We start from the raw sequence: 26,748 nt of genomic DNA on the forward strand, positions 1-26,748 counted from the left end.
TCAGCTTCAATTTCCTCTTTTGTTTTATAACTAGGAACTTTTGTTAGTATCAGCTACCCTTTTGACAGACAATAAATTTTCTGGAGATAGATATATGGACGTTTTTAAAAAACAAGAATTCAATATCAATACTACTTTTGAAAAACATGAATCAAACGTTAGAAGTTATTGCCGAAATTTTCCCGATATATTTCAGCGAGCTAAAGGTTCCATTATATATTCTGAATCAGGAAGGGAATACATAGATTTTTTAGCTGGTGCAGGTGCTTTAAATTATGGTCATAATAATGACTTTATTAAACAGAAGGTCATGTCGTATTTAGATGCTGATGGAGTTGCACATGGCTTGGATCTGTATACATCAGCAAAACAAAGCTTTTTAGCAAAATTTAGTGAATTAATTCTAAGTCCAAAAAAGCTAGATTATAAAATTCAATTTTGTGGACCTACAGGTACAAATGCTGTTGAAGCAGCTTTAAAATTAGCTAAAAAAATTACAAAAAGACCCGGAATATTTTCCTTTATGGGTGCTTATCATGGAATGACATTAGGTAGTTTATCTGTTACTGGCAATATTGGGGTTAAAGCAGGAGCAATTGGTGCATCAAATCAGGTAACATTTATGCCATATCCCTATGGATTTATGGAGACGTTTGACACGATAGAATTTATTGATTCAGTGCTGAATGATGTCAACTCTGGAATTGAAAAACCATCTGCAATTATCTTTGAAACCGTACAAGCTGAAGGGGGGATTGTTGTAGCACCAATTGCTTGGATGCAAAGGCTAAGAAACTTGTGTACTCAACATAACATTTTATTAATTTGTGATGATATACAAGTTGGCTGTGGTCGAACTGGGCCTTTCTTTTCTTTTGAAAGAGCAGATATTGTTCCTGATATGGTAATACTTTCAAAGTCAATCAGTGGCTACGGATTTCCAATGTCACTATTGTTAATTAAGCCAGATATAGATATTTGGAAACCTGGTGAGCATAGTGGTACTTTTAGAGGAAATCAATTAGCATTTGTCGGAGCAACAGCAGCTTTAGAGTATAGAGAAAGTAATAATCTTGAACAGGATGTCAAAATCAAAGAATTCTTTTTAAAAAATTTTATAACTAAGGAAATAGCCTCAATTAGTGAAAAAATTAAAGTACGTGGTCTTGGTATGATCTGGGGAATTGATGTTGCTAAATTTGGTGGTGGTAGTTTGGCAAAACAGATAACTTCACGTTGCTTTGAATTAGGATTAATAGTTGAGCGCGTTGGCAGAGATGATAGTGTGATAAAAATCTTGCCACCTTTGACAATTGAAATCCCCATTCTGCAAAAGGGATGCTCAATTATTAAGCAAGCTTTTGAGGAAGTTATCAGTAAATAATTTCACATTTTAAAGGAGAATAACTATGGTTAATTATCAAATTAGAGATACAGCGAATTTTGATGAACAAGCATTTTTTGACAAAATATATTGGATAAATAAACTATCGGGAGAACTGCCAGAAACAAATTTCATCACTGATTATGTAAGACCTAGAGTATATACTGGAGAAACTCAAAATATCTTATTTGAATTACCTACCAATTTATCTAAAGATATTATTAAACTGGGTAATAGTTCTGATTTATCAATATATTTAATACTTGTAGCAGTATTAAATATATTACTGCGAAAATATACGGATAATAGTGATATTATAATAGGCTCGCCTATTTATAAACAAGATAATAGGGTAACTAATAAGATTGTTGCCTTGCGGTCTAATGTACTAAATGAACTTACCTGCAAAGATTTTCTTTTTCAAGTGAAAGATACAGTAATAGGTGCATATAGTCATCAAAATTATCCTTTTGATGAATTGATTGAATTACTAGGTTCACCAAAAAATCAGAATCGCTGTTCACTTTTTGATATAATAATTTTATTAAAAAATATTCATAATTCAGATTATATTAAGAATATTCAAAATGATTTAACTATTTGTTTTGAGGTAATTGAAAATTCTATTAGTTGCAAACTAGAATACAATCAATTACTTTTTAAAGATGAAACTATAAAACTCATCATTAAAAATTATATTGCTTTAGTTGAAATCTTTTTGCAGAAACTTGATACACCAATCTCAAAAATTTCTTTTTTATCAGGAGAAGATACTCATCAAATATTAAAAGACTTTAATGATAACACTAAGCATTTCCCTGTAGAAAAAACTCTTCATGAATTATTTGAAAACCAAGTCAAACGGACACCAAACAAAATTGCAGCAGTTGATGACAAAACAGAGTTAACTTATCAGCAGCTTAATGAGCAAGCAAACCAACTAGCTAGATTAATACAGAATTTAGGAGTCAAATCGGGAGAGCTTATAGGTATTCTCAAACAACGGGATATTAGTTTTTTAGTTGGTATACTTGCAATCTTAAAAGGAGGTGGAGTATATGTACCTATTGATATTACTTATCCTCCAGAGAGAGTTAGATATATGCTCTCGAACAGTGAAATAAGAACGCTGTTGACAGATTCATCTTGTGTAAATATCTTAACGGGTAGTTGCGAAGCTTGTCAGCAGTTAAAAGATTTGATTTTTTTAGATAAAAAACCAAATGAGTTGGCGTTGGATGTCTTGAGTAATGTCAATATTTACACGTCAATTGACTTTGAAAGTTTGCCAATAGCAAATCTACAGATAAATTTTCAAGGAATTGCTCCCGCTTACATGATTTATACTTCTGGTTCAACGGGATTACCCAAAGGAGCAATTATTAGACATGGTGCTGCAATTAATCATATATATGCTCAATTTGAAGCTTTACAATTGAGTGAAGACTTAACATTTATCCAAAGCGCTCCAGCTTCATCAGATATTTCTATATGGCAATTTTTAGCTCCCATTCTGATTAGTGGTAAAACTCTAATAGTCAACACTGAAACTGTTTGTAATCCAGAGAAATTATTCCAAGTTATTAAACAAAGAAAGATTACAATTGCTGAATTCGTCCCAGTTGTACTTATAAGTTTACTAGATTATATTTCCCAGTTAGCAGCTGATAAAAGATTGTTACCTGATTTGAAGTGGATGATGGTAACTGGTGAATTAGCATCGGTGGAACTGGTGAATTTGTGGCTAGAAATATATCCCCAAATCAAGGTTGTTAATGCCTATGGACCGACTGAAGCAGCTGATGATATCACCCAGTTCATCATCGATAAGCCATTACCAAAAAATCAACGCACAGTTCCCATTGGTAAACCTTTAGCTAACTTAAATCTGTATATACTTGATGCTCAGATGCAATTATTACCAATTGGGGTGCTAGGAGAGATTTGTGTATCAGGATTTGGAGTTGGACAGGGATACTGGAAGAATCCAGCGATTACCCAGCGCAGTTTTGTACCTAACCCATTTGCTGATATTGCCAAGCCCTTACCTGGAACTGATACAGATTTTATTTACAAAACCGGTGATTTGGGAAGGTGGTTAGCAGATGGCAACATTGAGTTTTTTGGGCGCATTGACCACCAAGTGAAGATTCGCGGCTTCCGTATTGAATTGGGAGAGATTGAAGCGTTGCTGAGTCAGCATCCGTCAGTCAGGGAAAATGTGGTTGTAGTCCGCCAAGATACCCCTGGTGACAAGCGTTTAGTAGCTTATATAGTGCCAACTAGCTATCAAGAACAAAATGAAGTTTCTGACTTTTCACTCAACAGTAATGAGCCTCCAATTAATACTCAAGCAATACTACAGCTACGCCAGTTTTTGAAAGAAAGATTACCAGAATACATGCTGCCTTCAGCTTTCGTACTGATGGGGTCGCTGCCATTGACTCCTAGTGGTAAGGTAGACCGTAAAGCATTGCCTGTAACGGATACATCTAAAAGTGAACTCGAAGTCAGCTTTGTCTTACCTCGCACACCTACAGAAGAGATAGTAGCTGATATTTGGGCTGATATTTTAAGGCGAGAACAAATAGGAATTTATGACAACTTTTTTGATTTAGGGGGGCATTCACTTTTAGCTACGCAAGTGATTTCTCGATTGCGTGAAGCCTTCAAAATTGATTTACCTTTACGCAGCTTATTTGAAAACCCAACAGTCAAAAATCTGGTTGAGCAGCTTGAGGGCATTTTAACAGTGCAACAATTACAAGCTGTACCTATGCAAATCATAGAAGACAGAGAGGAAATAGAACTATGAGAACAATAAAGGAGTTTTTGTCTTACCTTTGCAGCCAGGATATCAAAATATGGGTTGACAATGAACACCTACGTTGTAGTGCGCCAAAGGAAGCTCTCACACCAGATATCAAAGCGGAATTAGCAGCACGCAAAGCAGAATTTATAGCTTTTATTAGCCAAGCTAATCAGGCTTTAAAATCCTCTTCAGAATCTATTCAACTTGCACCACGAGAGGGATATATACCCCTGTCTTTTGCCCAACAGCGACTTTGGTTTTTTAGTCAATTAGAACCAAATAGCAGTGCTTATAATATCCCCGCAGCAGTCAGACTGACGGGTAATTTAGATATAGCTGCACTATCCAAAAGCATTGCAGAAATTATTCAAAGACACGAGATATTAAGAACTACATTTACTGTAGTAGATGGTGAACCAGTACAAGTAATTGGTGAAGCTCAAGATTTGACTTTGCCAGTAATAGACTTGCAGGAACTTGCTGAAAACAAAAAGCAGCAAGAAGTTTTAAATTTGGCTGCTTTAGAAGCACAAAAACCATTCAACTTAGTAGAAAGCCCACTACTACGAGCCAGTTTACTCCAACTATCAGAAACAGACTATGTAGTGTTGTTGACCATGCACCATATTATTTCTGACGGTTGGTCAACAGGGATATTAATTAAAGAAATCACAGCATTTTATACAGCCTTTTCTCAAGGTAAACCTTCGCCGCTTTCTCAACTACCAATCCAATATGCTGACTTCGCTATTTGGCAAAGAAAATGGTTGCAAGGTGAGGTACTGCAAACCCAACTCAATTACTGGAAACAGCAATTGGGTGGTAAATTACCAATCTTAGAATTACCTACTGACTACCCTAGACTTGCGATTCAAAGCAACAATGGAGCAACACAGTCGTTCCAATTATCCAAGTCCCTAAGCGATCAGCTCAAATATCTGTCAAAGCAGGAAGGAGTTACCTTATATATGACTCTGCTGGCAACATTTAAAGTGTTGCTGTACCGATACACCCAGCAAGAAGAAATTATAGTTGCTACTCCGATTGCTAACCGCGATCGCTCAGAAATCGAAGGGTTAATCGGCTTTTTTGTCAATACTTTAGTACTTCGGACAAACCTTAGTAATAATCCTACTTTTAGAGAACTGTTGCAGCAGGTACGTGAAGTCACTTTAGGCGCTTATGCTCACCAAGACTTACCCTTTGAAAGATTGGTAGAAGAACTACAGCCAGGGCGAAATTTAAGCCATAGCCCTTTGTTTCAGGTAATGTTTATTCTTCAGAATGCCTCACCAGAAGTTCTCGCTCTGCCAGAGTTAACCATAGAACTATTAAAAATAGAAAAAAACACTGCTAATTTTGATTTGACACTTTCTATCTCCGAGACAGAGGCAGGTTTAAGGGGAGATTTAGAATACAACACAGATATATTTAATGCTGACAGAATTACCCGAATGCTGGGTCATTTTCAGGTCTTGTTAGAGGGAATTGTTGCTAATGTTGAGCAGCATTTATCAGACTTGCCATTATTAACAGCAAATGAAGAACATCAATTATTAATAGAGTGGAATCATACCCAAACTGATTATCCTCAAGACCAGTGTATTCATCAACTTTTTGAAACCCAGGTTGAGAAAACACCTGATGCTATAGCAGTGGTATTTGAAGATAAGCAATTAACATATCGGCAACTGAACCAGCGAGCTAATAAACTCGCCCACTACCTACAAAAGCTTGGGGTTAAAACAGAGGTATTAGTAGGGATTTGTGTCGAGCGATCGCTAGAAATGATCATAGGGATTCTGAGCATTCTCAAAGCAGGTGGTGCTTATCTACCACTAGACCCAACATATCCCAAAGAGCGTTTAGCTTTTCTCCTAGAAGATGCAAATGCACCGCTATTATTAACTCAACAAAAATTAGAAAACTTACTACCTAAAAATAAATCAAAAATCATTTATCTAGATGCAGATTGGCAGATAATTAATCAAGAAAGGCAAGAAAATATTGATACTAAAGTTACAAGTAACAATTTAGCATATATTATTTATACATCAGGCTCTACGGGGAAACCGAAAGGGGTGATGGTAGAGCATAAATCTTTAGTTAATTATACTGAAGCTGCTTGTCGTCATTATCAAATTGAAAAGTGTGATCGCATTCTCCAATTTGCCTCTATCTGCTTTGATGCAGCCGCAGAAGAAATATTTCCTTGCTTAGTGCGGGGTGCTAAATTAGTGCTACAAAGCGATACAATGTTGAGTTCAATACCAGCATTTTTACAGCAATGCAACCAATCTAAAATAACTGTTTTAGATTTACCCACAGCATTTTGGCATCAAATAACAATTGAATTGGCTGAAAACAATTTCCAGCTACCTGAACAATTACGTTTAGTAATTATTGGTGGAGAAAAAGCATCATTCAAAAATTTGAAGGCATGGCAAAAAAATGTAGGGAAAACAGTCAAGTTAATTAATTCCTACGGACCCACAGAAACAACCATCGTAGCAACTATTAGTAATTTGTCTTATTTAGAAAAAGTTAATAATACGTTTTTTAATGTACCAATTGGTAAGCCAATTAGTAATATACTGGTGTATGTTTTAGATTCTAATTTACAACCTACTCCTGTAGGAGTTACTGGTGAAATATATATAGGCGGTGTTGGCGTTACTAGAGGCTATTTAAACCATCCTGAACTAACAGCCGAAAAATTTATTCCTAACCCATTTAGTAACCAATCAGGTTCGCGTTTATATAAAACTGGTGATTTAGTTCGCTACTTACCTGATGGTAATATAGAATTCATTGGGCGAATGGATCATCAAGTGAAAATTCGGGGTTTCCGCATCGAGATTGGCGAAATTGAAGCAACCTTAAGTCAACACCCAGAAATAAGAGAAGCTGTAGTTATAGTCAGAGAAGACAGACAAGATGACAAACGTCTTGTGACTTATCTCGTTCCTCAGTCTACAGAAATTTCTGTAGTCGAATTACGTAAGTTCTTAAAATCTAAATTGCCAAATTATATGATACCAAGCGCCTTTGTACTGTTAGAGGAAATTCCTCTGACACCCAATGGCAAAATTGACCGTCGCACTCTACCTGCGCCTGACACATCACACCTACAATCAGAAGAAAATACTTACCTAACTCTCACCCCAGTTGAAGAAATGCTTACTGGTATTTGGTCAGAAATTTTAGGAGTCAAACAAGTAGGGATTCACGACAATTTCTTTGAATTAGGTGGACACTCTTTGTTGGCAACTCGTGTTATTTCTCAAATTCGCAAAGCTTTCAAAGTAGAATTACCTCTACGTTGTTTATTTGAATCAGGAACAGTAGCAGAATTAGCCAAAGAAATTGATAAAATTACAAAAGCAGATTTAAAAGTCAAATTCCCTAATATCGGGCAGATTTCAAGATTGGTCAATATTCCCCTTTCCTACGCTCAACAAAGGTTATGGTATCTCGACCAATTAGAACCTAATAATACTGCTTACAACATCTTTGATGCTGTACGTATTATTGGTTCACTGAATATTCCAGCCTTTGAAAAAAGCCTAAATGAAATTATTCGCCGTCACGAAATCCTGCGAACTAATTTCATTTTAAAGAATGGGCAACCAGTCCAAGTTATTACCAACTCACTCACTATAAATTTACCTATTATAGACCTGACTGAAGTCTTGGAGGCTGAACGAGAGCAAACAGCGAATAAATTAACTAACCAAGAAGCTGAAAAGCCATTTAACTTAGAGAAAGACCTGTTATTAAGAGTTACACTTTTACGTTTAACTGAAACAGAATATGTACTGCTACTGACTATGCATCACATTATCTCTGATGGTTGGTCTACAGGTATATTAATTCATGAATTAGTATCACTATATAAAGTATTTTCTCTTAATAAATCCTCTTTAGAAGATGCTACGCGTAGCTTGCTTCCCCGGAGAGATACATCACTAACAGAACTACCCATTCAATATGCCGATTTTGCCATTTGGCAACATCAATGGTTACAGGGAGAAGTTTTAGAAAAACTACTTATTTACTGGCAAAAACAACTTCAAAACTTACCAACTCTCAAATTACCGACAGACTACTCTCGACCTATAACACCAACATATCAAGGTTCGGCACAATCTTTCAGACTCTCTGCCACATTATCTCAACAAATAAAAATTCTGAGCAATCAACAGAGTGTAACCCTTTTCATGACCTTGCAAGCAGCATTTATAACCTTAATCCATTACTATAGCGAACAAGATGACATAGTGATTGGTACAGATATTGCTAACCGTAACCAGGGAGAGACTGAGGGTTTAATTGGATTTTTTATAAATCAATTAGTGTTACGCACAACATTTGATGGCAATCCCAGTTTTCGAGAATTATTAGAAAAAATTCGGGCAGTGACTTTGGATGCTTATGCACATCAAGACTTACCATTTGACAAACTTATAGAGACTATCAACCCAGAGCGTAATTTACATATTACACCATTATTTCAGGTAAAACTAATACTCCAAAATACGCCCAAAACTGCTTTGAATATTTCGGGTTTAACTTTCGAGACATTAGAGACGGAAACTAAAACAGCCACTTTTGATTTACTCTTTGATATCAGAGATACAGAGCATGGGCTGATGGGATTATTGAAATATAGCACAGACTTGTTTGAAGCTAAAACTATATTACGTATGCTAAAACACTTTGAAACAATTTTGAGCCATATTGTGAATGAGCCAGCTATAAAAATCAATGATCTCAAAGAAATATTAGCGCAAGCAGATAGACAAGACATAGTGAATCAAGAAATAACTTATCAAAATTCTTTACAACAAAAATTGAGCCATATTAAACGTAAGTCTATTAAGTAAACTATTCTTGTTAATTTGTAATATTTGATTGAAGGAATATAGGATACAAGCAATGATGATAAATCAAAATCAACCAAGTGGTTCATTACAATTAGGCAATATTAGACGTAAAACCGTTAATATTGACGTGAATGAATTAATTAAAACAGAGTATCTTAATCACAGCCCTAACTTTCCTTTAATTATAAAACCAGCATTTAAAGGAGTAGATTTACTCACCTGGGCTAAAAGTAATCGAGAATTTTTGCAAGCAGAGTTATTAAAATGTGCCGCAATTCTCTTTCGGGGTTTCAATGTCACATCAATAGAAGAATTTGAGCAAATCATAGCCGCTATCTGTGGAGAAGCATTAGAATATCGCTATCGAGCCTCGCCACGTACTCAAGTAGCTGGTAGAATTTACACTTCCACTGACTATCCGGCTGATCAAAGCATTTTCCCTCACAATGAACACGCTTATTCGCCTACCTTTCCTTTAAAAATATTTTTCTTTTGTTCAATTCCATCAGTACAAGGAGGAGAGACACCAATTGGTAATTGTCGTCAAATTTTCGCCCATATTGACTCCAAAATAAAAGAAAGATTTATTGAAAAGAAAGTTATGTATATGCGTAACTTTGGTGATGGGTTTGGCTTACCTTGGCAAACAGTTTTTCAAAGCACAGATAAAGCCAAAGTAGAAGAATATTGCCGTAAAAACGGAATTGATTTTGAATGGAAAGCAGGTGATAAATTAAGAACCCGTCAAGTGGGACCAGCCATTATCCAACATCCAACAACTGGTGAAATGGTTTGGTTTAACCATGCAACTTTTTTCCATGTCTCCACATTAGAACCAAAAATCCGTAATTCTCTATTATCTTCTTTTAAAGAGGAAGATTTACCCACTAATACATATTACGGTGATGGTTCTGTAATTGAGCCTGAAGTTTTAGAGCATCTTCGCCAAGCTTATCAACAGCAAATGGTGAGATTTACCTGGGAAAAGGGAGATGTATTGATGTTAGATAATATGTTAGCAATACACGCTCGTAATCCTTTTGTACCACCCAGAAAAATTTTAGTGGGAATGGCTGAACCTCATACTCCCTCAGTAGCAGTATGAAGCTAGGAATAAAAATAATTGAATGCCAAGAATAGACGCTATTACATATAAGGAAAGAGGTAGAAATATGCAAGCAGCAATTATGGAAGGCTTTCGGCTGTCGCCACAACAAGAGCATTTATGGTTACTACAACAACTTGATAATAAATCGGTATATCGCAGTGATTGTCTAATTTCAATTACAGGCAAGATTGAGATAGAGCGCTTGAAATTAGCTTTAGAAACTGTTGTTAATCGCAATGAAATACTCCGCACATATTTTTGTTGTCTTCCAGAGATGACTATCCCAGTTCAGGTGATTACAAATAGCCCATTAAATTTAGATAAAACATACAATCTGAGTGATTTAACTGCTGAGGAGCAAGAAGCTAAAATTGCAGAAATTGTTCAAAAGTTGAGGTGTCTGCCTTTTGACTTGGAAAAGGGTTTAATTTTACAGGCTACTTTGATAACTCTCTCCTCAGAGCAGCATCTTTTATATTTTAGTTTACCTGCAATTTGCGCTGATACTATCACTCTCCATAATTTAATGCAAGAAATGGCTAGTGCTTACTCCGGTAATTTTAACAGCGAATTATCTGATAATAGGCTACAGTATGCAGATTTCTCTGAATGGCAAAACCAAATATTAGAAGCAGAAGAAACAGAGATTGGCAGGAAATATTGGTTACAGCAAAATTTATCGGGGATTGAAAATTTAAAGCTGCCTTACGAAATTGATAATTCAGAGAAGTATCAGTTTGAACCAAAAGCTGTCAACTCAGAAATTGATGCCGATTTGTTGCAAAAAATAGAGATGATAGCTAAAAAATATCAAACTTCTAATTTTATATTTATTCTTACTTGCTGGCAAGTTTTACTGGTGCGGCTGCTTGAGGGATCAGAAATTGTCATTGGTGTAGGTATAGATGGTAGAAAATATGATCAATTAAAAAGTGCTTTAGGTTTGTTTGCTAAATATCTCCCGCTACATTCTCATTTAGAAGGAAGTTTAACTTTTAGTCAAGTTTTACAACAAGTTCGTAAATCTGTAGAAGAAATAAATAAATGGGAGGAATCTTTTACTTGCGAGCAAATTAATTATGCTATTCCAAAATTAATCAATTTACCTTTTGGGTTTGATTTTGAACAAAAATCTGGTATTTGTTATGCAGGGGATATAAAATTTGCTATTGAGCAACAGTACAGTTGTATTGAAAATTTAAAAATAAGGCTTTCTTGTAAACAGCAAACTGAGACTTTAAAGTTAGAGTTTAATTATGACTCTAATTTATTCAATGCAGAAAGTATTGAAGTTATAGCAGAGCAGCTTCATCAGTTAGTAGCGAGTGTTATTAATAATCCAGAACAGCTAATTAGTAAGCTCAATCTTTTAAGCGATCGCACACTAAATGAACTTCTATTTGAGTTCAATAAAACCGAAGCTGATTACCCACAAAATAAGTGTATTCATAATATATTTGCAGAGCAAGTAGAACGCACACCAAATAATATTGCTGTTATATTCAACAAGCAACAACTCACTTATGCTGAACTTAATAGACGCGCAAATCAATTAGCTCATTATCTCCAACATTTGGGGGTAGGAGCAGAAGTATTAGTGGGAATTTGTGTAGAGCGATCGCTCGAAATGATTGTTGGTATTTTGGGTATTATGAAAGCTGGTGGTGCTTATGTTCCCCTCGATCCTCATTATCCTCAAGAGCGCTTAACCTTCATGCTAGAAGATACTCAGGTATCTGTATTATTGACTCAGCAGCATTTACTAGAAGGCTTACCTAAGCACGATGCACAGACAATTTGCTTAGATACAGAATGGGAAGCGATATCTACGACGGGCGTAGCTGCGGCACAGGAGAGTCAGGAAGAACCCCTTTCAACAGCAACTTCTGAAAACTTAGCTTATGTAATCTACACTTCTGGCTCTACTGGTAAACCGAAAGGAGTTGCGATCGCACATCGGAACTTAGTTCATTCAACAACTGCACGTATTACCTATTATCAACAACCTGTCAGCAACTTCTTGTTACTCTCATCCTTTGCTTTTGATAGCTCTGTTGCAGGTATTTTCTGGACACTTTGTTGTGGCGGAACTTTACACTTACCAGAAGAAGGTGTACAAAAGGAAGTACCTAAACTCATAAAGCTAATTTTACAAAATCAGATTTCCCATTTATTAAGTCTACCTTCTATATATGCTCTAATTTTGCAACAAGCAAAACCAGAACAGTTAAGTTCTCTTCGTGCTGTTATAGTTGCTGGTGAATCTTGTCCGCTAGAATTGGTACAACATCATTCTCAATTGCAGTCGGAAGTATCTTTGTTTAACGAATACGGGCCGACAGAAGCAACCGTTTGGAGTAGTGTATATTATTGTCATACTCCAGAAACAGAAATTCAAATATCTATTGGTTGTCCCATAAACAATACACAAATATATATACTAGACTCTCATTTATATCCTGTTCCTGTTGGTATTTCTGGCGAAATTTATATTGGTGGTGAAGGTTTAGCTAGAGGTTATTTAAATCAATCTGCAATTACATCTGAGAAATTTATTCCCCATCCCTTTAGTCAAAAGCCGGGAGTACGTTTATATAAAACTGGCGATTTAGCAAAATATCTCATTGATGGTAATATTGAGTTTTTAGGACGTATTGATAACCAAGTAAAAATTCGGGGCTTCCGAATTGAATTAGGTGAGATTGAGACGGTACTGAATCAGTATCCTGGAGTGCAAGAAACAGTAGTTATTGCTCGTGAAGATATACCAGGAAATAAACGCTTAGTTGCTTATATAGTTCCCCAACCAAAATCAGCCCTTACAGTTAATGAACTACACAACTTTTTAAAAGATAAATTACCAGAATTTATGACACCATCGGCTATAGTCCTGCTAAAAGAGTTACCTTTAAGTGCCAATGGTAAAGTTGATAGAAAAGCGCTACCCGCACCAGAGCAAGTTAGATCAAATTTGATCGGAGATTTTGTTCCTCCTCGCACATCTGTAGAAGAAATACTGACTCAAATCTGGGCTGAAGTCTTAAAAGTTGAGAAAGTTAGTATTTACGATAACTTTTTTGAATTGGGTGGACATTCTTTATTAACAACTCAACTACTTGCTAAAGTTAAAGAAGCTTTTAACTTGGATATATCTTTACGCAGTTTGTTAGAAAAACCGACTGTAGTAGGTTTATCAGAAAATATTGAACAAGTTTATCAAACAGAAGTTGATTACCCACTTTTGGATCTTAAAGCCGAAACCATTTTAGATTCAACAATTCATCCCCAAAATAACGTTAAGTTTATCCTTGAACCCAGTGCTATTTTATTGACTGGAGCTACAGGTTTTTTAGGAGTATTTTTACTAGCTGAACTACTACAACAAACCAAAGCAGATATTTATTGCTTAGTTCGTTCTGAAAATCTTCAGCATAGCCATAAAAAGCTAAAAAGTACTCTGGAATCTTATGGAATTTGGAATGAAATTTGGAGTGACAGAATCATTCCCATTCTCGGCGATTTGTCAAAGCCACTTTTAGGTTTAGAAACTGAAAGATTCCAACAATTGGCAAGTACTATTGATGTCATCTACCATAATGGTGCTTGGGTGCATCATATTTATCCTTACTCTATCCTCAAACCCACAAACGTACTGGGTACTCAAGAAATCCTGAGATTAGCTAGTCAAATTAAAACTAAACCAGTACATTTTATTTCTAGCTCTGGTGTTGTATCTTCAAAACTGGAATCGGGAGTTAAATTAGCTAGAGAACAGGATAGTCTGAACGAAAACGAGTTCCCTAATAATGGATATTCTCAAACAAAATGGGTAGCTGAAAAGTTAGTACAAACGGCGGCTGAAAGAGGAATTCCCATCTCTATTTATAGACCATCACGTATATCAGGACATAGCAAAACAGGAGTTTTTAATAGTAATGACTTTCTGTACAAACTAATAATAGGTTGTGTACAATTGGGAAGTGCACCAGATATAGACATTAGAGAGAATATAGTTCCTGTAGATTATGTCAGCCAAGCAATAATTCATTTATCAAAGCAGGAAGAATCTTTAGGGAAAACTTTTCATTTAGTGCATTCTCAAACTCTCCACTCAAATACACTCATCGACCATATTCGCTCATATGGTTATGCAATTGAGCAAAATTCTTATCAGCAGTGGCGAGAGAAATTACTCAATGTTACTCAAAGTTCCTTTGAACATCCTTTATATTCATTAGTACCATTTTTTCCAGCAAGACAAGCTGAAGAAGATTCCAATTCAGAGGTTTTACAGTTTGATAACCAAAATGTCATCAATGGATTAGTAAATACTTCGATTATTTGTCCTCCAGTAGACAATCAATTACTCAGCGTTTATTTTTCCCATCTGATTAACCAGGGCTTTTTAGATACGAAACTTTGAAGCCGGAGAATAATTAAAACTTTTGCAATAGCTTCAGGATTGATATTTTATGATTTCAACAACTCGTTATGATGATTATGATGTTCTTGCTCGCATATATAACGAAGATTGGGTATCAGGAATTTTTCAGGAAACATTCCCAGTTTTGGAAAAATTGTTACTACCCCATTTAACTAAGGGAGTGCATATTCTTGACCTTTGTTGTGGTACTGGACATTTAGCACAACAATTACTCAACTATGGCTATAAAATCACAGGGATTGATGGTTCGGAGCAGATGTTGCATTATGCTCGTGAGAATGCGCCAGAAGCAAAACTGATTCTTGGTGATGCTCGATTTTTCGATTTACCAACTACCTTTGATACAGTGGTTTCAACTACTGGTTCTCTGAACTATGTCATGAAAATTGAAGAGTTGAAGTGTGTATTTAAGAATGTTTATAACGCATTAACTGACAATGGAATATTCTTGTGCCATTTCTTTTTAGAAGAAGAATATCGAGCAAATTGGAACAGCAAAGTTTCTGGTGATGTAAGGGATGATTATGCTTGGTCTACAAAAAATATCTATAATTCAGAAACTAAATTAGGTCAAATTTATCTAACTGTATTTTCATTAGTAGAACAAACCTGGCAGCGTTCAGATAAAATTATTTCAGAAAGATGTTATGCCAAAGAAGAAATTATATCAGCTTTAGAAACTGCCGGATTTAGCGGAATTAGCATTTATGATGCTTGTTGTGATTTAGAAATATCTCCAACTCCTGGCAGTACTTATTTTATTTGCCACAAGGGTTTAGATACTTAATAGTATTTATGTAAATGTATTAAATTTTAAGAAAAAATCGCATGAATAAACAACTAGTTCCATTAGATCAAAAATCAGATAGTTTAACCGAATTGTTAGCTAAAGCAGGACTTACTAACCAGCAGCAAAACTATTTAAAATATTTTATAAATAGCTATAGCGATCGCACCAAACAATCAAAACATCTTTCCCAATCTTATCGCCCAGTTCTATCTGATGATAAAAACTTAGGAGAGTTCAATTTACTGTTCAAAGAAATGTATTATCCCATTGTTGCTAATCGCTCTATGGGTTCCAAAATATGGGATGTAGATAATAATGAATATGTAGATGTAATGATGGGGTTGGGAATAAATCTCTTTGGTCATAACCCCTCGTTTATTAAAGAAGCTTTAATGGCACAACTTGATAAAGGAATTCAAATTGGCCCCCAATCAGAAATTGTTGGCGAGGTAGCTGAGTTAATTTCTCAACTCACAGGAATGGAGCGGGTTTGTTTTAGTAATACTGGTACAGAAGCAGTAATGACCGCTATCCGCATTGCCAGAGCAGTTACAGGACGTAATAAAATTGTCATATTTTCAGGTTCTTATCATGGTCATTTTGATGGTACTTTAGTTAATACAAATAAGACAGAAAATAATCAATATGCCATACCTTTGGCACCTGGAGTATTACAAAACTTTGTGAATGATGTTTTGATTTTAGATTATGGCAATCCTCAATCATTAGAAGTTATTAAAGCACATGAGCAAGAATTAGCAGCAGTTTTAGTAGTTCCTGTGCAAACCGCTAGACCGGCTTTACAGCCAAGAGAATTTCTCCAGCAATTGAGGAAATTAACACAAGAATCTGGAATTGCCTTAATCTTTGATGAAATGGTAACAGGGTTTCGGATTCATCCTGGTGGCGCACAAGCTTATTTTGGTGTACAAGCAGACATAGCCACTTATGGAAAAATTGTTGGTGGTGGAATACCAATTGGGGTGATTGCTGGTAAAAATATTTATATGGATGCAATTGATGGGGGTATGTGGAATTATGGCGATGCTTCTTATCCTCTGGTGAAAAAGACGTTTTTTGCAGGTACTTTTTGTAAGCATCCCTTAGCGTTAGCTGCTGCAAAATCTGTACTAAAATATATGCAAAATTCGGGGTCTTCTCTACAACATAATTTGAATGAACGGACAACGCAATTTGTTACAGCTTTGAATAATTATTTTGTAGCCGATGGAATACCGCTACAGATGGCGAATTTTGGCTCACTATTTGGTTCTGCATCTTTAGAGCTTTCTGGAGAAAATTCGGCTGCTTCAGTAGCAATGAGCTTGTTAAAATATCATCTGATCGACAAAGGAGTTCACCTACTAGGGGTAAGTGGTTATTTATCAACAGCCCATACAGATGAAGATATTAACTACATTATTCAAGTTGTTAAGAATAGCGTCAGTAATCTGCGAGAAGGAGGCTTTATGTAATTTGAATTTTTGATTGCAAGACTAAAATAGCTAACAAAAATCATTGATCTTCTAATCTTGCAATTACCGAGTTATCAGTAGTTATATTAACAGTTTATTTGGTGTTGAAAACATGGCAACTATTGCATTTTGTATTTTTAATTATCAAGGTGAATTAAATAGTACTCTGAAAATAGCAAAAACACTAAAGTCACTTGGGCATCAAGTATTTTATTTAGGTTTGCCAGATTCTCAGGAAAAAGTTTGTAGTCACGGATTTACATTTATGCCAATTCTAGAAAAATGGTTTCCTAAAGGATTTATCAAACAGCTAGAACTTAACGATTCAAATTCAAACAGGCTTAAACTATTACTAAAGCAGCTGAGATACAGAAAATCTTTAAAGTCTTTGATTTATTCATTAATTCAAGGAGAAAACAGAGAAATACACACTCTACTAAAAGCAACTAACCCCGATTTGCTGGTAATAAGTACATACGAAGAACTTTACTCTACTTTCATAGGAATGATAGCCTATGAATGCCAAGTGATGAGTATTTATTTTACGGATATGTTTACCTCGTTACCACTTGAAAATCTCCTTCCAAAGAATACGGCTTCAACCGTTGACAATAATTTCATTACTAAATCACTTGAATTCAAAAACAAATATATCTATCAAAAATTACTTCAAGCAACTAACAAGATAATTGCTTTGCTGAGTAAAACAGATTTTTCTGAGAAAGATTTGATCAGAAAATTTGCAATTAATAGGAAAATTCCTCTTGATCTATTAGATTTATCTCAAGCAATACCTTTAAAATTAACACATCTGGTTTTATGTCCTAAAGAATTAGATTTACCTAATATTTTAAGAGATAAGTGCTATTATGCTGAAGCTTCAATAGATTTACAAAGAGAAGATCCATCTTTTATCTGGTCAAATTTAGATAAAAATAAATCCCTTATTTATTGCTCTTTAGGAACTACAGTAAACACTTTTTCTACTTTAGGTATAAACAAAATAAAACATTTCTTTCAGAATGTGATTGATGCTGTATCGCTTAAAAACGAATACCAATTAGTTTTATCAATAAGCGATTATATTAGTGCTGAAGACTTACAATATGTATCAAAAAATGTAATTGTTGTTAACAAAGCACCACAATTAGCACTTCTTAATAAAGCATCTATAGCAATCATAGCCGGAGGAATAAACACTATTAAAGAATGCATATTTTGCGGAGTACCAATGATTGTATTTCCTGTATGGGCTGACCAACCAGACAATGCAGAAAGAATTCAATATCATGGTTTAGGTGTAGTTGCTGATGTCGAGAATACATCTGCTAATATTATTATCGATTTAATTGAAACAATAGAAAATGATTTGTTGTTAAAACAAAGACTAAAAGTATGGGCGGAAAAATTTCAGGAAATAGAAAACTCTGGGAAGGCGACGCAGTTTATCTTAGAAATGTTAGAAGGACGTCAACATATTTCATCAAAAATTTGAGTTAATCTGGAACAAAAAATGAGTTATTACTTAGAAGAAATACCGTCTTCACATAGAGTTGAATATAATTATAATGAAGCGATCGCTTTTTATAAGCGAGGCATTGAAACCGATCCTAGCTTGATGTCTAATTATTGGCATATATGCTTGGCGCTACTACTTCAGGGAGAAGAATCAGAGGCTAAGGCTACTTGGTTATCAGTGATAGAGCAAGCAGATGATATACAGAAAATTAAGACTTGGACACTAGAAATTGTTGAGTTACTAACGGCAGAAGCTGTAAAACGCGAAGCTATTTCTGACTTGGAGTTTGCTCAGAAAATGCACGGTTATGCTGCTATTGCACGAGGTGAAGCATGGAAAAAAATCAAAGGATATAAGTTTACAACTGATTGGTTTATTGAAAATCTCCCAATCTGGGAACGGTATTTAATACACTTAGCTAATCAGCCTGAAATTAATGTTCTAGAAATCGGTAGTTGGGAAGGTATGTCTGCCTGCTGGCTTTTAGATAACATTCTCACTCATGAATCATCAAGGATAACGTGCATAGATACTTTTGAGGGAAGCGTTGAACACAAATTTGAATATAACGATAGTTATCTAAAATCTGTTGAGGAAAGATTTGATTTCAATATTTCTCAAACCAACGCTTTAGAGAAGGTAATTAAAATTATTGGTAACTCGCAAGATGTGATGCGATCGCTGCCTTTTAATAATTACGATATACTTTATATTGATGGTTCCCATTTAGCAAGTGATGTTCTCACCGATGCTGTTTTAGGTTGGGGACTTGTTAAGGTTGGAGGTGTGATTATTTTTGATGACTATGATTTTCAATTTCATGATAGTGTGAATGCAGGACAAGACACAAAAATTGGCATAGATGCTTTTCTGAAAGTATTTCATAAAAAAGTCAATATAATTTATCAAGCTCATCAACTGATAGTTGAAAAAATATTGTATTAAGATGCATTTTATTTAGAGGTAAATGCTGGATTAATATACATTCTCCGATTGAAAGAGAACATAAATAATCAATTATCAGGCAATAAAGATGTATCAAAACGAAACAGAAGACAACACAATTTACAAAGTTGTAGTAAATCACGAAGAACAATATTCAATTTGGCTCGCCAACCGAGAAAACCCTCTTGGCTGGAGAGACGCAGGCAAAACTGGTCTGAAGCAAGAATGCCTTGAATATATTAAGGAAGTATGGACAGATATGAGACCTTTAAGCCTCAAGAAGAAAATGGAAGAATCTGCTCATCAGACTTAGGCATTATTTGAAGCGGTTATAAGTTATTACCTCTTTTTTAGCCTATCTAGACAAATTGGCAGTCTAAATTATTGGGGATTATTCAACAGTCCCCATTCATTAACTATAATGTTTATTAGCAAAATAGAATTGTTTCGTTTTATAGGTTTAAAGTCGAATGGCAATAAACACTATATCTTGAGAGTTTTGCCGTTTTTACTCGCGCTCATATTTGTTTTAGTAGTAGGAAACCAAAGCTTTAGCTCTTCACCAAAAAGAACTGAAATACTTTGGGATACTTATGGTGTTCCGCATATTTATGGCAAGGATAACCAAGGTGCCTTTCAAGCTTTTGGTTGGGCGCAGATGCAGAGTCATGGCAACCTGCTTTTGCATCTCTACGGTCAAGCACGGGGACGCGCTGCCGAATATTGGGGAGAAAAGTATTTAGAATCAGATCGTTGGGTACAAACTATGGGAGTACCAGAACGATCGCATTCTTGGTATTTGGCCCAAAGTCCAAAGTTTCGCCGCTATCTTGATGCTTTTGCGACTGGAATTAACACTTATGCTCAAAAACATAAAGATTTGATTGCTGATGAAGTTGAGATTGTGTTACCAGTTAAAGGCGAGGATGTGCTGGCTCACCTGATGCGGGTAATGAATTTCACTTTTATTGTCAATCCAGAAGAAGCCGCAGGTGTAACGAAAAAGGAGTCACAAGCAGGGTCTAATGGTTGGGCGATCGCACCATCACATTCTGAAAATGGTCATGCTATGCTGCTGGCTAACCCACATCTGCCTTGGTCAGATTTATTTCTGTGGTATGAAGCACAAATTACTGCACCAGGAATTGATGCTTACGGGGCAACACTGGTAGGAATTCCCGTTTTAGCGATCGCCTTCAACGATAATTTAGGTTGGACTCATACAGTAAACACCCTTGATGGCTGGGATACCTACGAACTCAACCTGGCTGATAATGGTTATCGCTTTGATGGTAAAATTAAAGCTTTTGGGACAAAAACCGTATCTTTGAAAGTAAAACAAAAAGACGGTACACTCGGATCAAAAAAACTTTTAATCCGAAGTTCTGTTCACGGACCTGTTATATCACAGAAAGACGGTAAAACTGTAGCACTGCGTGTTGTAGGTCTTGACCAACCAGGTGTGCTACAGCAGTGGTGGGATATGGCACGCTCCCAAAACCTTACCCAGTTTCAAGCTGTACTAAAACGGTTACAACTACCGATGTTCACGGTGATGTATGCAGACCGAGAAGGGCACATTATGCACCTTTATAATGGTCAAGTGCCAATTCGTCAACAAGGTAATTTTGAATACTGGCAAGGTTTAATTCCTGGTGATACATCTAAAACCTTGTGGACGAAAAATCATCCATATCAGGATCTACCACGCGTAATTGATCCAAAAAGCGGCTGGTTACAAAATACAAATGACCCACCTTGGACAACAACATTTCCCGAGGTTCTCAATCCAGATAATTATCCGCCTTATATGGCACCGCGCGGGCCAATGGAGTTCCGATCACAACGTTCTGTGCGGATGCTAGCAGAAGATGACAAAATCTCTTTTGCTGAAATGGTTTCCTATAAACATTCAACACGGATGGAACTGGCAGATCGCCTTTTGGATGACTTGATTCCAGCAGCCCGGAAGTACGGAGGCGAATTAGCTAGTCCAGCTGCTGATGTACTGTCAGCTTGGGATCGACAAGCGAATGCAGATAGCCGAGGTGCAGTACTATTCGCTGTTTGGGTGGACGCGATAGACTTCGATAGTGTATTTAGCAAACCCTGGAGTGAAGACTCCCCACGCACTACACCTGATGGCTTGGCTAATCCTCAAAGTGCAGTCACAACACTCTTAACTGTTGCAGCTAAGGTGGAAAAAACTTATGGACGGCTAGATGTAGCGTGGGGAGATGTTTTCCGGCTACAGTCTGGTAATGTCGATTTGCCTGCAAATGGTGGTGATGGCGGACTTGGTATTTTCCGCGTCCTCAATTTTGTTCCACTATCAAACGGGCGCTTCAAATCTGCTGCTGGTGATTCTTATGTTGCTGCGATTGAATTTTCTCAACCTGTAAGAGCGATGGCGCTCACTAGTTACGGTAACGCAACTCAACCAGGTTCACCCCATGTTAGCGACCAGTTGAAATTTTTAGCCCGCAAGCAGTTGCGACAAGTTTGGCGCTCACACCAGGATGTTCTATCCCATTTGGCTGAACGCAAGGTATTCTAAAATCTAATATGGTTCAGCTAGGATTTGCTGTAGTATTTTATACCATTTAGTAGCCCTTTCAAGGTGGTAGCACTGGAACAACGTATCTTCGTTTGTCACCTTGAAAGGGCTACACTCATGACTTACGCATTGACAAATTAGACAACAAGTGCGGTAGGGAAAAGAAGAAGAAATGTGCGATCGCTCGGTAGACTTGATTGAGCGATGCTGGTCTTGGCTTAAAAGTCCCATTCGCACTTGACCAATATGAGTGTTTACGGCATGGGATGGATGTGCAGAATGCGGGTAAAGTTATTACTCTCGTTTGACTTCTTTGCCCCGTCCACAGCCCCACCTAATAGCGGTAGGCATCAGCCATTCAGTCATTAACTTTTAATTAATCTTCACTTAAAGCTAGCTTAATTATTAGGCATAGATAATAACAAAGTGAAAAAAAATACAATATCCCTCAGTAAATATTGTCTCTAGTAGGAATACTAATATGCTCAAGACAAACCTCATTCTGTTCTTATTAGCGTCATTTTTTGCTGCCCCCGCCGCCAACGCAGAGGTTAAGCTGGTCGCAATTGGCAGCCTGAGTGGTAACATCAGCGACCTCTCCAGCAAAACTTCTGCTCCCCTGGAAAGTGGTGTTCCGGGAAACGTCCTCGGTGGTTTTGGGTCAGGACTGGCCTACGCTGGCCGTAACACCTTTATCGCCATCCCAGATCGGGGACCGAATGCCAAGGCATACAATAGCGCTGTGGATGACACAACATCCTATATCAACCGCTTCCAAACCATCAGTCTGAAACTCATACCCAGCCAGCTTGGTTCAGCGTTGCCCTTTACTCTTACTCCTTCTCTAATTGACACAACCCTGCTATCGAGCAAGAAGCCTCTCTACTACGGTACTGGGGTGGGACTGGGGCTGCCCAGTGGTGTCCCTGCCCTGAATGCCAAGAATACCTACTATTTCACTGGACGTTCAGACAACTTCGACCCCACCCAGATATCGACCAATCCCAATAATGCCCGCTTCGATCCTGAGGGTGTGCGTGTATCTAATGACGGTGAGTCCATCTTTATCTCCGATGAATACGGTCCCTATGTGTACCAATTCAACCGCGAGACAGGTAAGCGCATCAAGGTCTTTACGCTCGACAGCAAGTTCGCAGTCAGCAAGCTAAATCCTGTTGGTGATACAGAAATTAGCAGTAACACCTCTGGACGTGTTGCGAACAAGGGTATGGAAGGTCTCGCTATTACCCCTAATGGCAAGACTCTAGTCGGCATCATGCAGAGTCCGTTGCTTCAGGACGGTGGTACTAATGGCGCTTACACCAGAATTGTTAAGATCGACATTGCAACAGGTGCCACCCAGGAATACGCCTATCAGCTAGATAATATTGGCACCGCAGCTAAACCGAAATACCCGACAGTAAGTGAGATTTTGTCCATCAACGATCGCGAATTCCTAGTAGACGAACGAGATGGCAAGGGGTTGGGCGACGGCTCTCAGGCTGCTTTCAAGAAGATATACCGGATCGATCTGACGAATGCTCAAGAAGTAAGCAAGATCACCGGGGAAAAGAACCTCACTGGTAAGGCAGTTAGCAAGACCCTGTTCCTCGATGTAGTAGCTACCCTCACTCAGAATGGGATCAAAGCAGAAGACATACCCGCCAAACTTGAAGGTTTGGCTTTCGGATCAGATGTGGTGATCAAGGGCGTGATCAAGCATACGCTTTTCATCAGCAACGATAACGACTTTATTGGTACCATAACGTCGGATGCTTACCATCCAGCAGGTATCGAGAATCCAAACAAGTTCTTCGTCTTCGCAATTGACACTACTGATATTCCAGGCTTTGTACCCCAGAAGATTAAAGGAGAGCATAAATATCCGCCGTTCTGGGGAAGAGAATGATCGCAGTATCTCTTGTGGCGTGGGCATCTTCCCATTGGTGTCAAGTTAAGAAAGTTAGAGTCTTGTCAAATAGGTAAAACTTAACATATAGCAATCCTATGTCCAGATCCCCGACTTCTTTAAGAAGCCGGGGATCTAAAATTTGGAAAATTTTGATCCGAATGAACCTTCTATCAATGTCAACATTCGGACTCAAGAGGATGTGATTGAAATGGAATATTGTTGGTTATCTCAGCTTTAAGCGGGAAATGGGTAATCTCGATTGTCACCAGGGCAAATCTCCTAATTGCTCAGGGGCTAATGTATCATACAAATGGGGATAATGATGGGCGGCAAGAGAATTTTTAAGGGTTCCACAACTAACAAAAGTTATTCTTAGGAAGGCGATCGCAGAAGAGAAAGAAGCCAGCCAAGAGAAAACAGCATGACCAACACACAGCGACTAGACCATGTAGAAGATGAACTCGAAACTGTTAAGCAATTGCTAGTGTCTACTGCTAGCTACGCAGAATCATCAAGCAGGCGGCTTGATGAGTTAACCATAAAACAAGACCGTACCCAATCTCACCTTGACCAGATAGGGGTAAAGGTTGACCAACTTTCTGATAAGATTGATAGTTTTGTCACTCACACGCAACGCCTATTTACAAAGGCAAGCGGTGAGATAGAAGAAACAAAAGCACGAACTGAGCGATTAGAAGCACTCATGCTAAAGCTTGACCGAAACTTTGAAGAACAAAAATCTCAGTTTCAGGAGTTTCAACTCACCACAGGGGCTGCTTTGGAGCGACATTGACCGAGTTTTGGACTATCGACTGAGACAGCAAGGCGGTAATCCAAATCCCCCATCCTAGCCGCGATCGCACCGATAGAGTGAACAGCATTAGCTCTCACAAACCTTGCAACAAGAGCGTTTGACTGATTCTTACTCAGTAGTGTATTCAATTAAGAACCGCTATGTTATATACTTGAATAAATCACGTTAATTCTATAAAAATATATATTTTAAGTAATTTTGACAACGGAACTAGAAGACATTGCAATAAATAAATACGCTTTAGCACTACACACCACCACACCAGAATTAGGTTTGGCAATTAGTAATTTGGCTGGTGAAACTCGCTCTCAAGTTTGGAATTTGGGGCGTGATTTATCTAGCTTAATACATCAATATTTAATTGAATTTATCAAACCGCAAACTTGGGAAGATTTGTCTTATATCGCAGTGGCAAAAGGCCCTGGCGGCTTTACCGGAACTCGCATTGGTGTTGTCACTGCTCGGACTTTGGGGCAACAATTAGATATCCCTGTATTTGCGATTTCAACTTTGGCTGCGGTAGCTTGGTCAGAAGCAGGCAAAAGTCAAAATTCCAAAACTATCGCTGTGGAAATGCCAGCACAACGAGGTCAAATTTTTGCTGCTATTTATCAGTTTGAGCCAGATGCTTCTAAACTAAGAGTGTGTTTGTCAGATAGAGTGTTGACAGCAGAAGCATGGCAGGAAACTTTAGCGAATTGGAACACTGATTATCAGCTAATTCACGCCCAATCTGGGTTAGCAGCGACGGTGACAAGTATTTTGGAACTAGCTAATCTCGATTGGGAAGAGGGCAAATGTCCTAATTGGTCAGAGGCTTTGCCATATTATGGGCAACATCCAGTAGAAGTTTAACTCATATGCGTCACCTTCGCCAAACTCTAATAAGTTTATAAACATTAAAGGCAACCTAATTAACGGCTACATCTCTTGCTTAGACTGTTTTTTGGCGCTTTAATGTTCTTGTAAAATTAGATTTTACTAACTTAGTATTTTTTGATAATTTGTGAACTATTCTGATATAAAATCTATTGACGAAAAGATTATGTTCTTTTACTGCTGCAATTTTGATCAAATCTACGATTTTGGCAGTTTTTGATTTCTTGATCAGAAATTCGGCTCTTACTGCCGTAACACACAATTACACTCACTTGTACTAATTTGTCAATAGGAGAGTATTTAATCAATGAAAAGCTTTTTCGGCCTAGCCGCAGCGCAGGTAGCGGCCAGTTTGGCACTCTGTGCTACTTCCATGATTACTTCTAGTAATCTGGCTCAAGCTGCTGATTTAACATTTAACTGGAAGGGTGATGCTGGTTATTCGGCTGAAGGCTCGTTCAGCTACGATGAAACCACTACCCCAGCCATAATTTCCGAAAGTGGTGCGGGATCTACAAAAGCCTTGCAGTCACTATCTGTTTCTTTTTTCAATCTATCACAGGAGTTGATTGGTACTAAAAACGAGGTTGTTAATGGTGTCTCAAGCAATCAGTTTTTAAATTTTAACTTTAACACGACTACAGGCAATTTGTTTGGGGCTTTTGATCTAGGCACTGGTACTGGTATTGGTGATGTTTTTATCAGCAATGTTGAAGCTCCCGACGGTACCTTCATCTCTCCGGGAGCGACCTATTATCTTTACCGAAATATTACAGCAGCTAATCCTCAATTACTCGACTCCAGTACGAATCGGATTAAAGCATCTGCGGTTCCTGAACCGACAACTGTTTTGGGAACCCTGCTAGTTGGGATGTTGGGTGTAGCACTCAGCAGCAATAGAGTTGCATTCTTCTCAAGGAAGCCAAAGAAAATCTAGGGCAAACGCATCTAAAGTATAAGATATTGAATGGCACTAAGAAAATCCCAAAGGTTTGTGCTGCCTTTCGTCAAGAAAGAGGAGGCGGCAGCCCCCCAGGATGGGTTAAGAGCCTCCAGGCTAGGAAGCACTCAGGGCAAGGGTTGTATCTTAACTTAGTGCTATTGGAGCATGGAGAATTTCGTATCTACTATCTCCTTCGAGTAGTTTGGATAGCAAATTATTCTAAGGTGTAGCGTATTTAATTTGTATATTGTAGTGCGGGCAAGATGCCCGCCCGACAAAA

At 37.4% G+C, this 26,748-nt stretch carries 15 protein-coding genes; all 15 read left to right on the forward strand.

The features are described from left to right. The first annotated feature begins 94 nt into the window (after positions 1-94). The 15 genes from ectB (at position 95) to V7K15_RS21195 (ending at position 26,462) form a co-directional block, all read left to right on the forward strand. Positions 95-1,384 (forward strand): diaminobutyrate--2-oxoglutarate transaminase, encoded by a 1,290-nt coding sequence (gene ectB, locus V7K15_RS21125; protein ID WP_334908424.1) that lies wholly within the window; start codon positions 95-97, stop codon positions 1,382-1,384. A gap of 25 nt (positions 1,385-1,409) precedes the next feature. Beyond that, positions 1,410-4,199 carry a non-ribosomal peptide synthetase gene (locus V7K15_RS21130; RefSeq protein WP_334908426.1) on the forward strand — a complete coding sequence of 930 codons (2,790 nt, stop codon included), beginning with the start codon at positions 1,410-1,412 and terminating at the stop codon, positions 4,197-4,199. Next, the gene (locus V7K15_RS21135) at positions 4,196-9,082 is read left to right on the forward strand and encodes an amino acid adenylation domain-containing protein (protein ID WP_334908428.1); all 4,887 of its coding nucleotides are present in this window, start codon (positions 4,196-4,198) and stop codon (positions 9,080-9,082) included. Before V7K15_RS21130 ends, V7K15_RS21135 begins: the two co-directional genes overlap by 4 nt. A gap of 55 nt (positions 9,083-9,137) precedes the next feature. Continuing rightward, positions 9,138-10,187 carry a TauD/TfdA family dioxygenase gene (locus tag V7K15_RS21140; RefSeq protein ID WP_334908452.1) on the forward strand — a complete coding sequence of 350 codons (1,050 nt, stop codon included), beginning with the start codon at positions 9,138-9,140 and terminating at the stop codon, positions 10,185-10,187. Positions 10,188-10,254: 67 nt separating this feature from the next. Further along, positions 10,255-14,613 carry a non-ribosomal peptide synthetase family protein gene (locus tag V7K15_RS21145; RefSeq protein WP_334908430.1) on the forward strand — a complete coding sequence of 1,453 codons (4,359 nt, stop codon included), beginning with the start codon at positions 10,255-10,257 and terminating at the stop codon, positions 14,611-14,613. A 49-nt stretch (positions 14,614-14,662) separates the two neighbouring features. Further along, positions 14,663-15,421 (forward strand): class I SAM-dependent DNA methyltransferase, encoded by a 759-nt coding sequence (locus V7K15_RS21150; protein WP_334908432.1) that lies wholly within the window; start codon positions 14,663-14,665, stop codon positions 15,419-15,421. Positions 15,422-15,462: 41 nt separating this feature from the next. Further along, positions 15,463-16,899 carry an aspartate aminotransferase family protein gene (locus tag V7K15_RS21155; RefSeq protein ID WP_334908434.1) on the forward strand — a complete coding sequence of 479 codons (1,437 nt, stop codon included), beginning with the start codon at positions 15,463-15,465 and terminating at the stop codon, positions 16,897-16,899. Positions 16,900-17,011: 112 nt separating this feature from the next. Next, on the forward strand, positions 17,012-18,394 hold the full coding sequence (locus V7K15_RS21160; protein ID WP_334908436.1) for a nucleotide disphospho-sugar-binding domain-containing protein: 1,383 nt from the start codon (positions 17,012-17,014) through the stop codon (positions 18,392-18,394). Positions 18,395-18,412: 18 nt separating this feature from the next. Next, positions 18,413-19,363 carry a class I SAM-dependent methyltransferase gene (locus V7K15_RS21165; protein WP_334908438.1) on the forward strand — a complete coding sequence of 317 codons (951 nt, stop codon included), beginning with the start codon at positions 18,413-18,415 and terminating at the stop codon, positions 19,361-19,363. 88 nt (positions 19,364-19,451) lie between these two features. Beyond that, positions 19,452-19,676 (forward strand): MbtH family protein, encoded by a 225-nt coding sequence (locus tag V7K15_RS21170; RefSeq protein WP_334908440.1) that lies wholly within the window; start codon positions 19,452-19,454, stop codon positions 19,674-19,676. A 108-nt stretch (positions 19,677-19,784) separates the two neighbouring features. Further along, positions 19,785-21,920: an acylase gene (locus V7K15_RS21175; RefSeq protein WP_334908442.1), complete on the forward strand. Its 2,136-nt coding sequence runs from the start codon at positions 19,785-19,787 to the stop codon at positions 21,918-21,920. A gap of 481 nt (positions 21,921-22,401) precedes the next feature. Further along, a complete protein-coding gene (locus tag V7K15_RS21180; protein WP_334908444.1) occupies positions 22,402-23,829 on the forward strand; it encodes an esterase-like activity of phytase family protein in 1,428 nt (475 codons plus the stop codon). A 424-nt stretch (positions 23,830-24,253) separates the two neighbouring features. After that, positions 24,254-24,625: a hypothetical protein gene (locus V7K15_RS21185; protein ID WP_334908446.1), complete on the forward strand. Its 372-nt coding sequence runs from the start codon at positions 24,254-24,256 to the stop codon at positions 24,623-24,625. 219 nt (positions 24,626-24,844) lie between these two features. Further along, on the forward strand, positions 24,845-25,501 hold the full coding sequence (gene tsaB / locus V7K15_RS21190; protein ID WP_334908448.1) for a tRNA (adenosine(37)-N6)-threonylcarbamoyltransferase complex dimerization subunit type 1 TsaB: 657 nt from the start codon (positions 24,845-24,847) through the stop codon (positions 25,499-25,501). Between the two features lie 331 nt (positions 25,502-25,832). Next, positions 25,833-26,462 (forward strand): PEP-CTERM sorting domain-containing protein, encoded by a 630-nt coding sequence (locus V7K15_RS21195; RefSeq protein ID WP_334908450.1) that lies wholly within the window; start codon positions 25,833-25,835, stop codon positions 26,460-26,462. Positions 26,463-26,748: the final 286 nt, after the last annotated feature.

It is taken from the genome of Nostoc sp. (assembly GCF_036919815.1).
In the GTDB taxonomy this organism is placed as follows: Bacteria; Cyanobacteriota; Cyanobacteriia; order Cyanobacteriales; family Nostocaceae; genus Nostoc.

Bases quoted from the DNA above. Each gene is read 5' to 3' on its own strand.
- ectB (WP_334908424.1), top strand. From the start codon at position 95: ATGGACGTTTTTAAAAAACAAGAATTCAATATCAATACTACTTTTGAA.
- V7K15_RS21130 (WP_334908426.1), top strand. From the start codon at position 1,410: ATGGTTAATTATCAAATTAGAGATACAGCGAATTTTGATGAACAAGCA.
- V7K15_RS21135 (WP_334908428.1), top strand. From the start codon at position 4,196: ATGAGAACAATAAAGGAGTTTTTGTCTTACCTTTGCAGCCAGGATATC.
- V7K15_RS21140 (WP_334908452.1), top strand. From the start codon at position 9,138: ATGATAAATCAAAATCAACCAAGTGGTTCATTACAATTAGGCAATATT.
- V7K15_RS21145 (WP_334908430.1), top strand. From the start codon at position 10,255: ATGCAAGCAGCAATTATGGAAGGCTTTCGGCTGTCGCCACAACAAGAG.
- V7K15_RS21150 (WP_334908432.1), top strand. From the start codon at position 14,663: ATGATTTCAACAACTCGTTATGATGATTATGATGTTCTTGCTCGCATA.
- V7K15_RS21155 (WP_334908434.1), top strand. From the start codon at position 15,463: ATGAATAAACAACTAGTTCCATTAGATCAAAAATCAGATAGTTTAACC.
- V7K15_RS21160 (WP_334908436.1), top strand. From the start codon at position 17,012: ATGGCAACTATTGCATTTTGTATTTTTAATTATCAAGGTGAATTAAAT.
- V7K15_RS21165 (WP_334908438.1), top strand. From the start codon at position 18,413: ATGAGTTATTACTTAGAAGAAATACCGTCTTCACATAGAGTTGAATAT.
- V7K15_RS21170 (WP_334908440.1), top strand. From the start codon at position 19,452: ATGTATCAAAACGAAACAGAAGACAACACAATTTACAAAGTTGTAGTA.
- V7K15_RS21175 (WP_334908442.1), top strand. From the start codon at position 19,785: ATGTTTATTAGCAAAATAGAATTGTTTCGTTTTATAGGTTTAAAGTCG.
- V7K15_RS21180 (WP_334908444.1), top strand. From the start codon at position 22,402: ATGCTCAAGACAAACCTCATTCTGTTCTTATTAGCGTCATTTTTTGCT.
- V7K15_RS21185 (WP_334908446.1), top strand. From the start codon at position 24,254: ATGACCAACACACAGCGACTAGACCATGTAGAAGATGAACTCGAAACT.
- V7K15_RS21195 (WP_334908450.1), top strand. From the start codon at position 25,833: ATGAAAAGCTTTTTCGGCCTAGCCGCAGCGCAGGTAGCGGCCAGTTTG.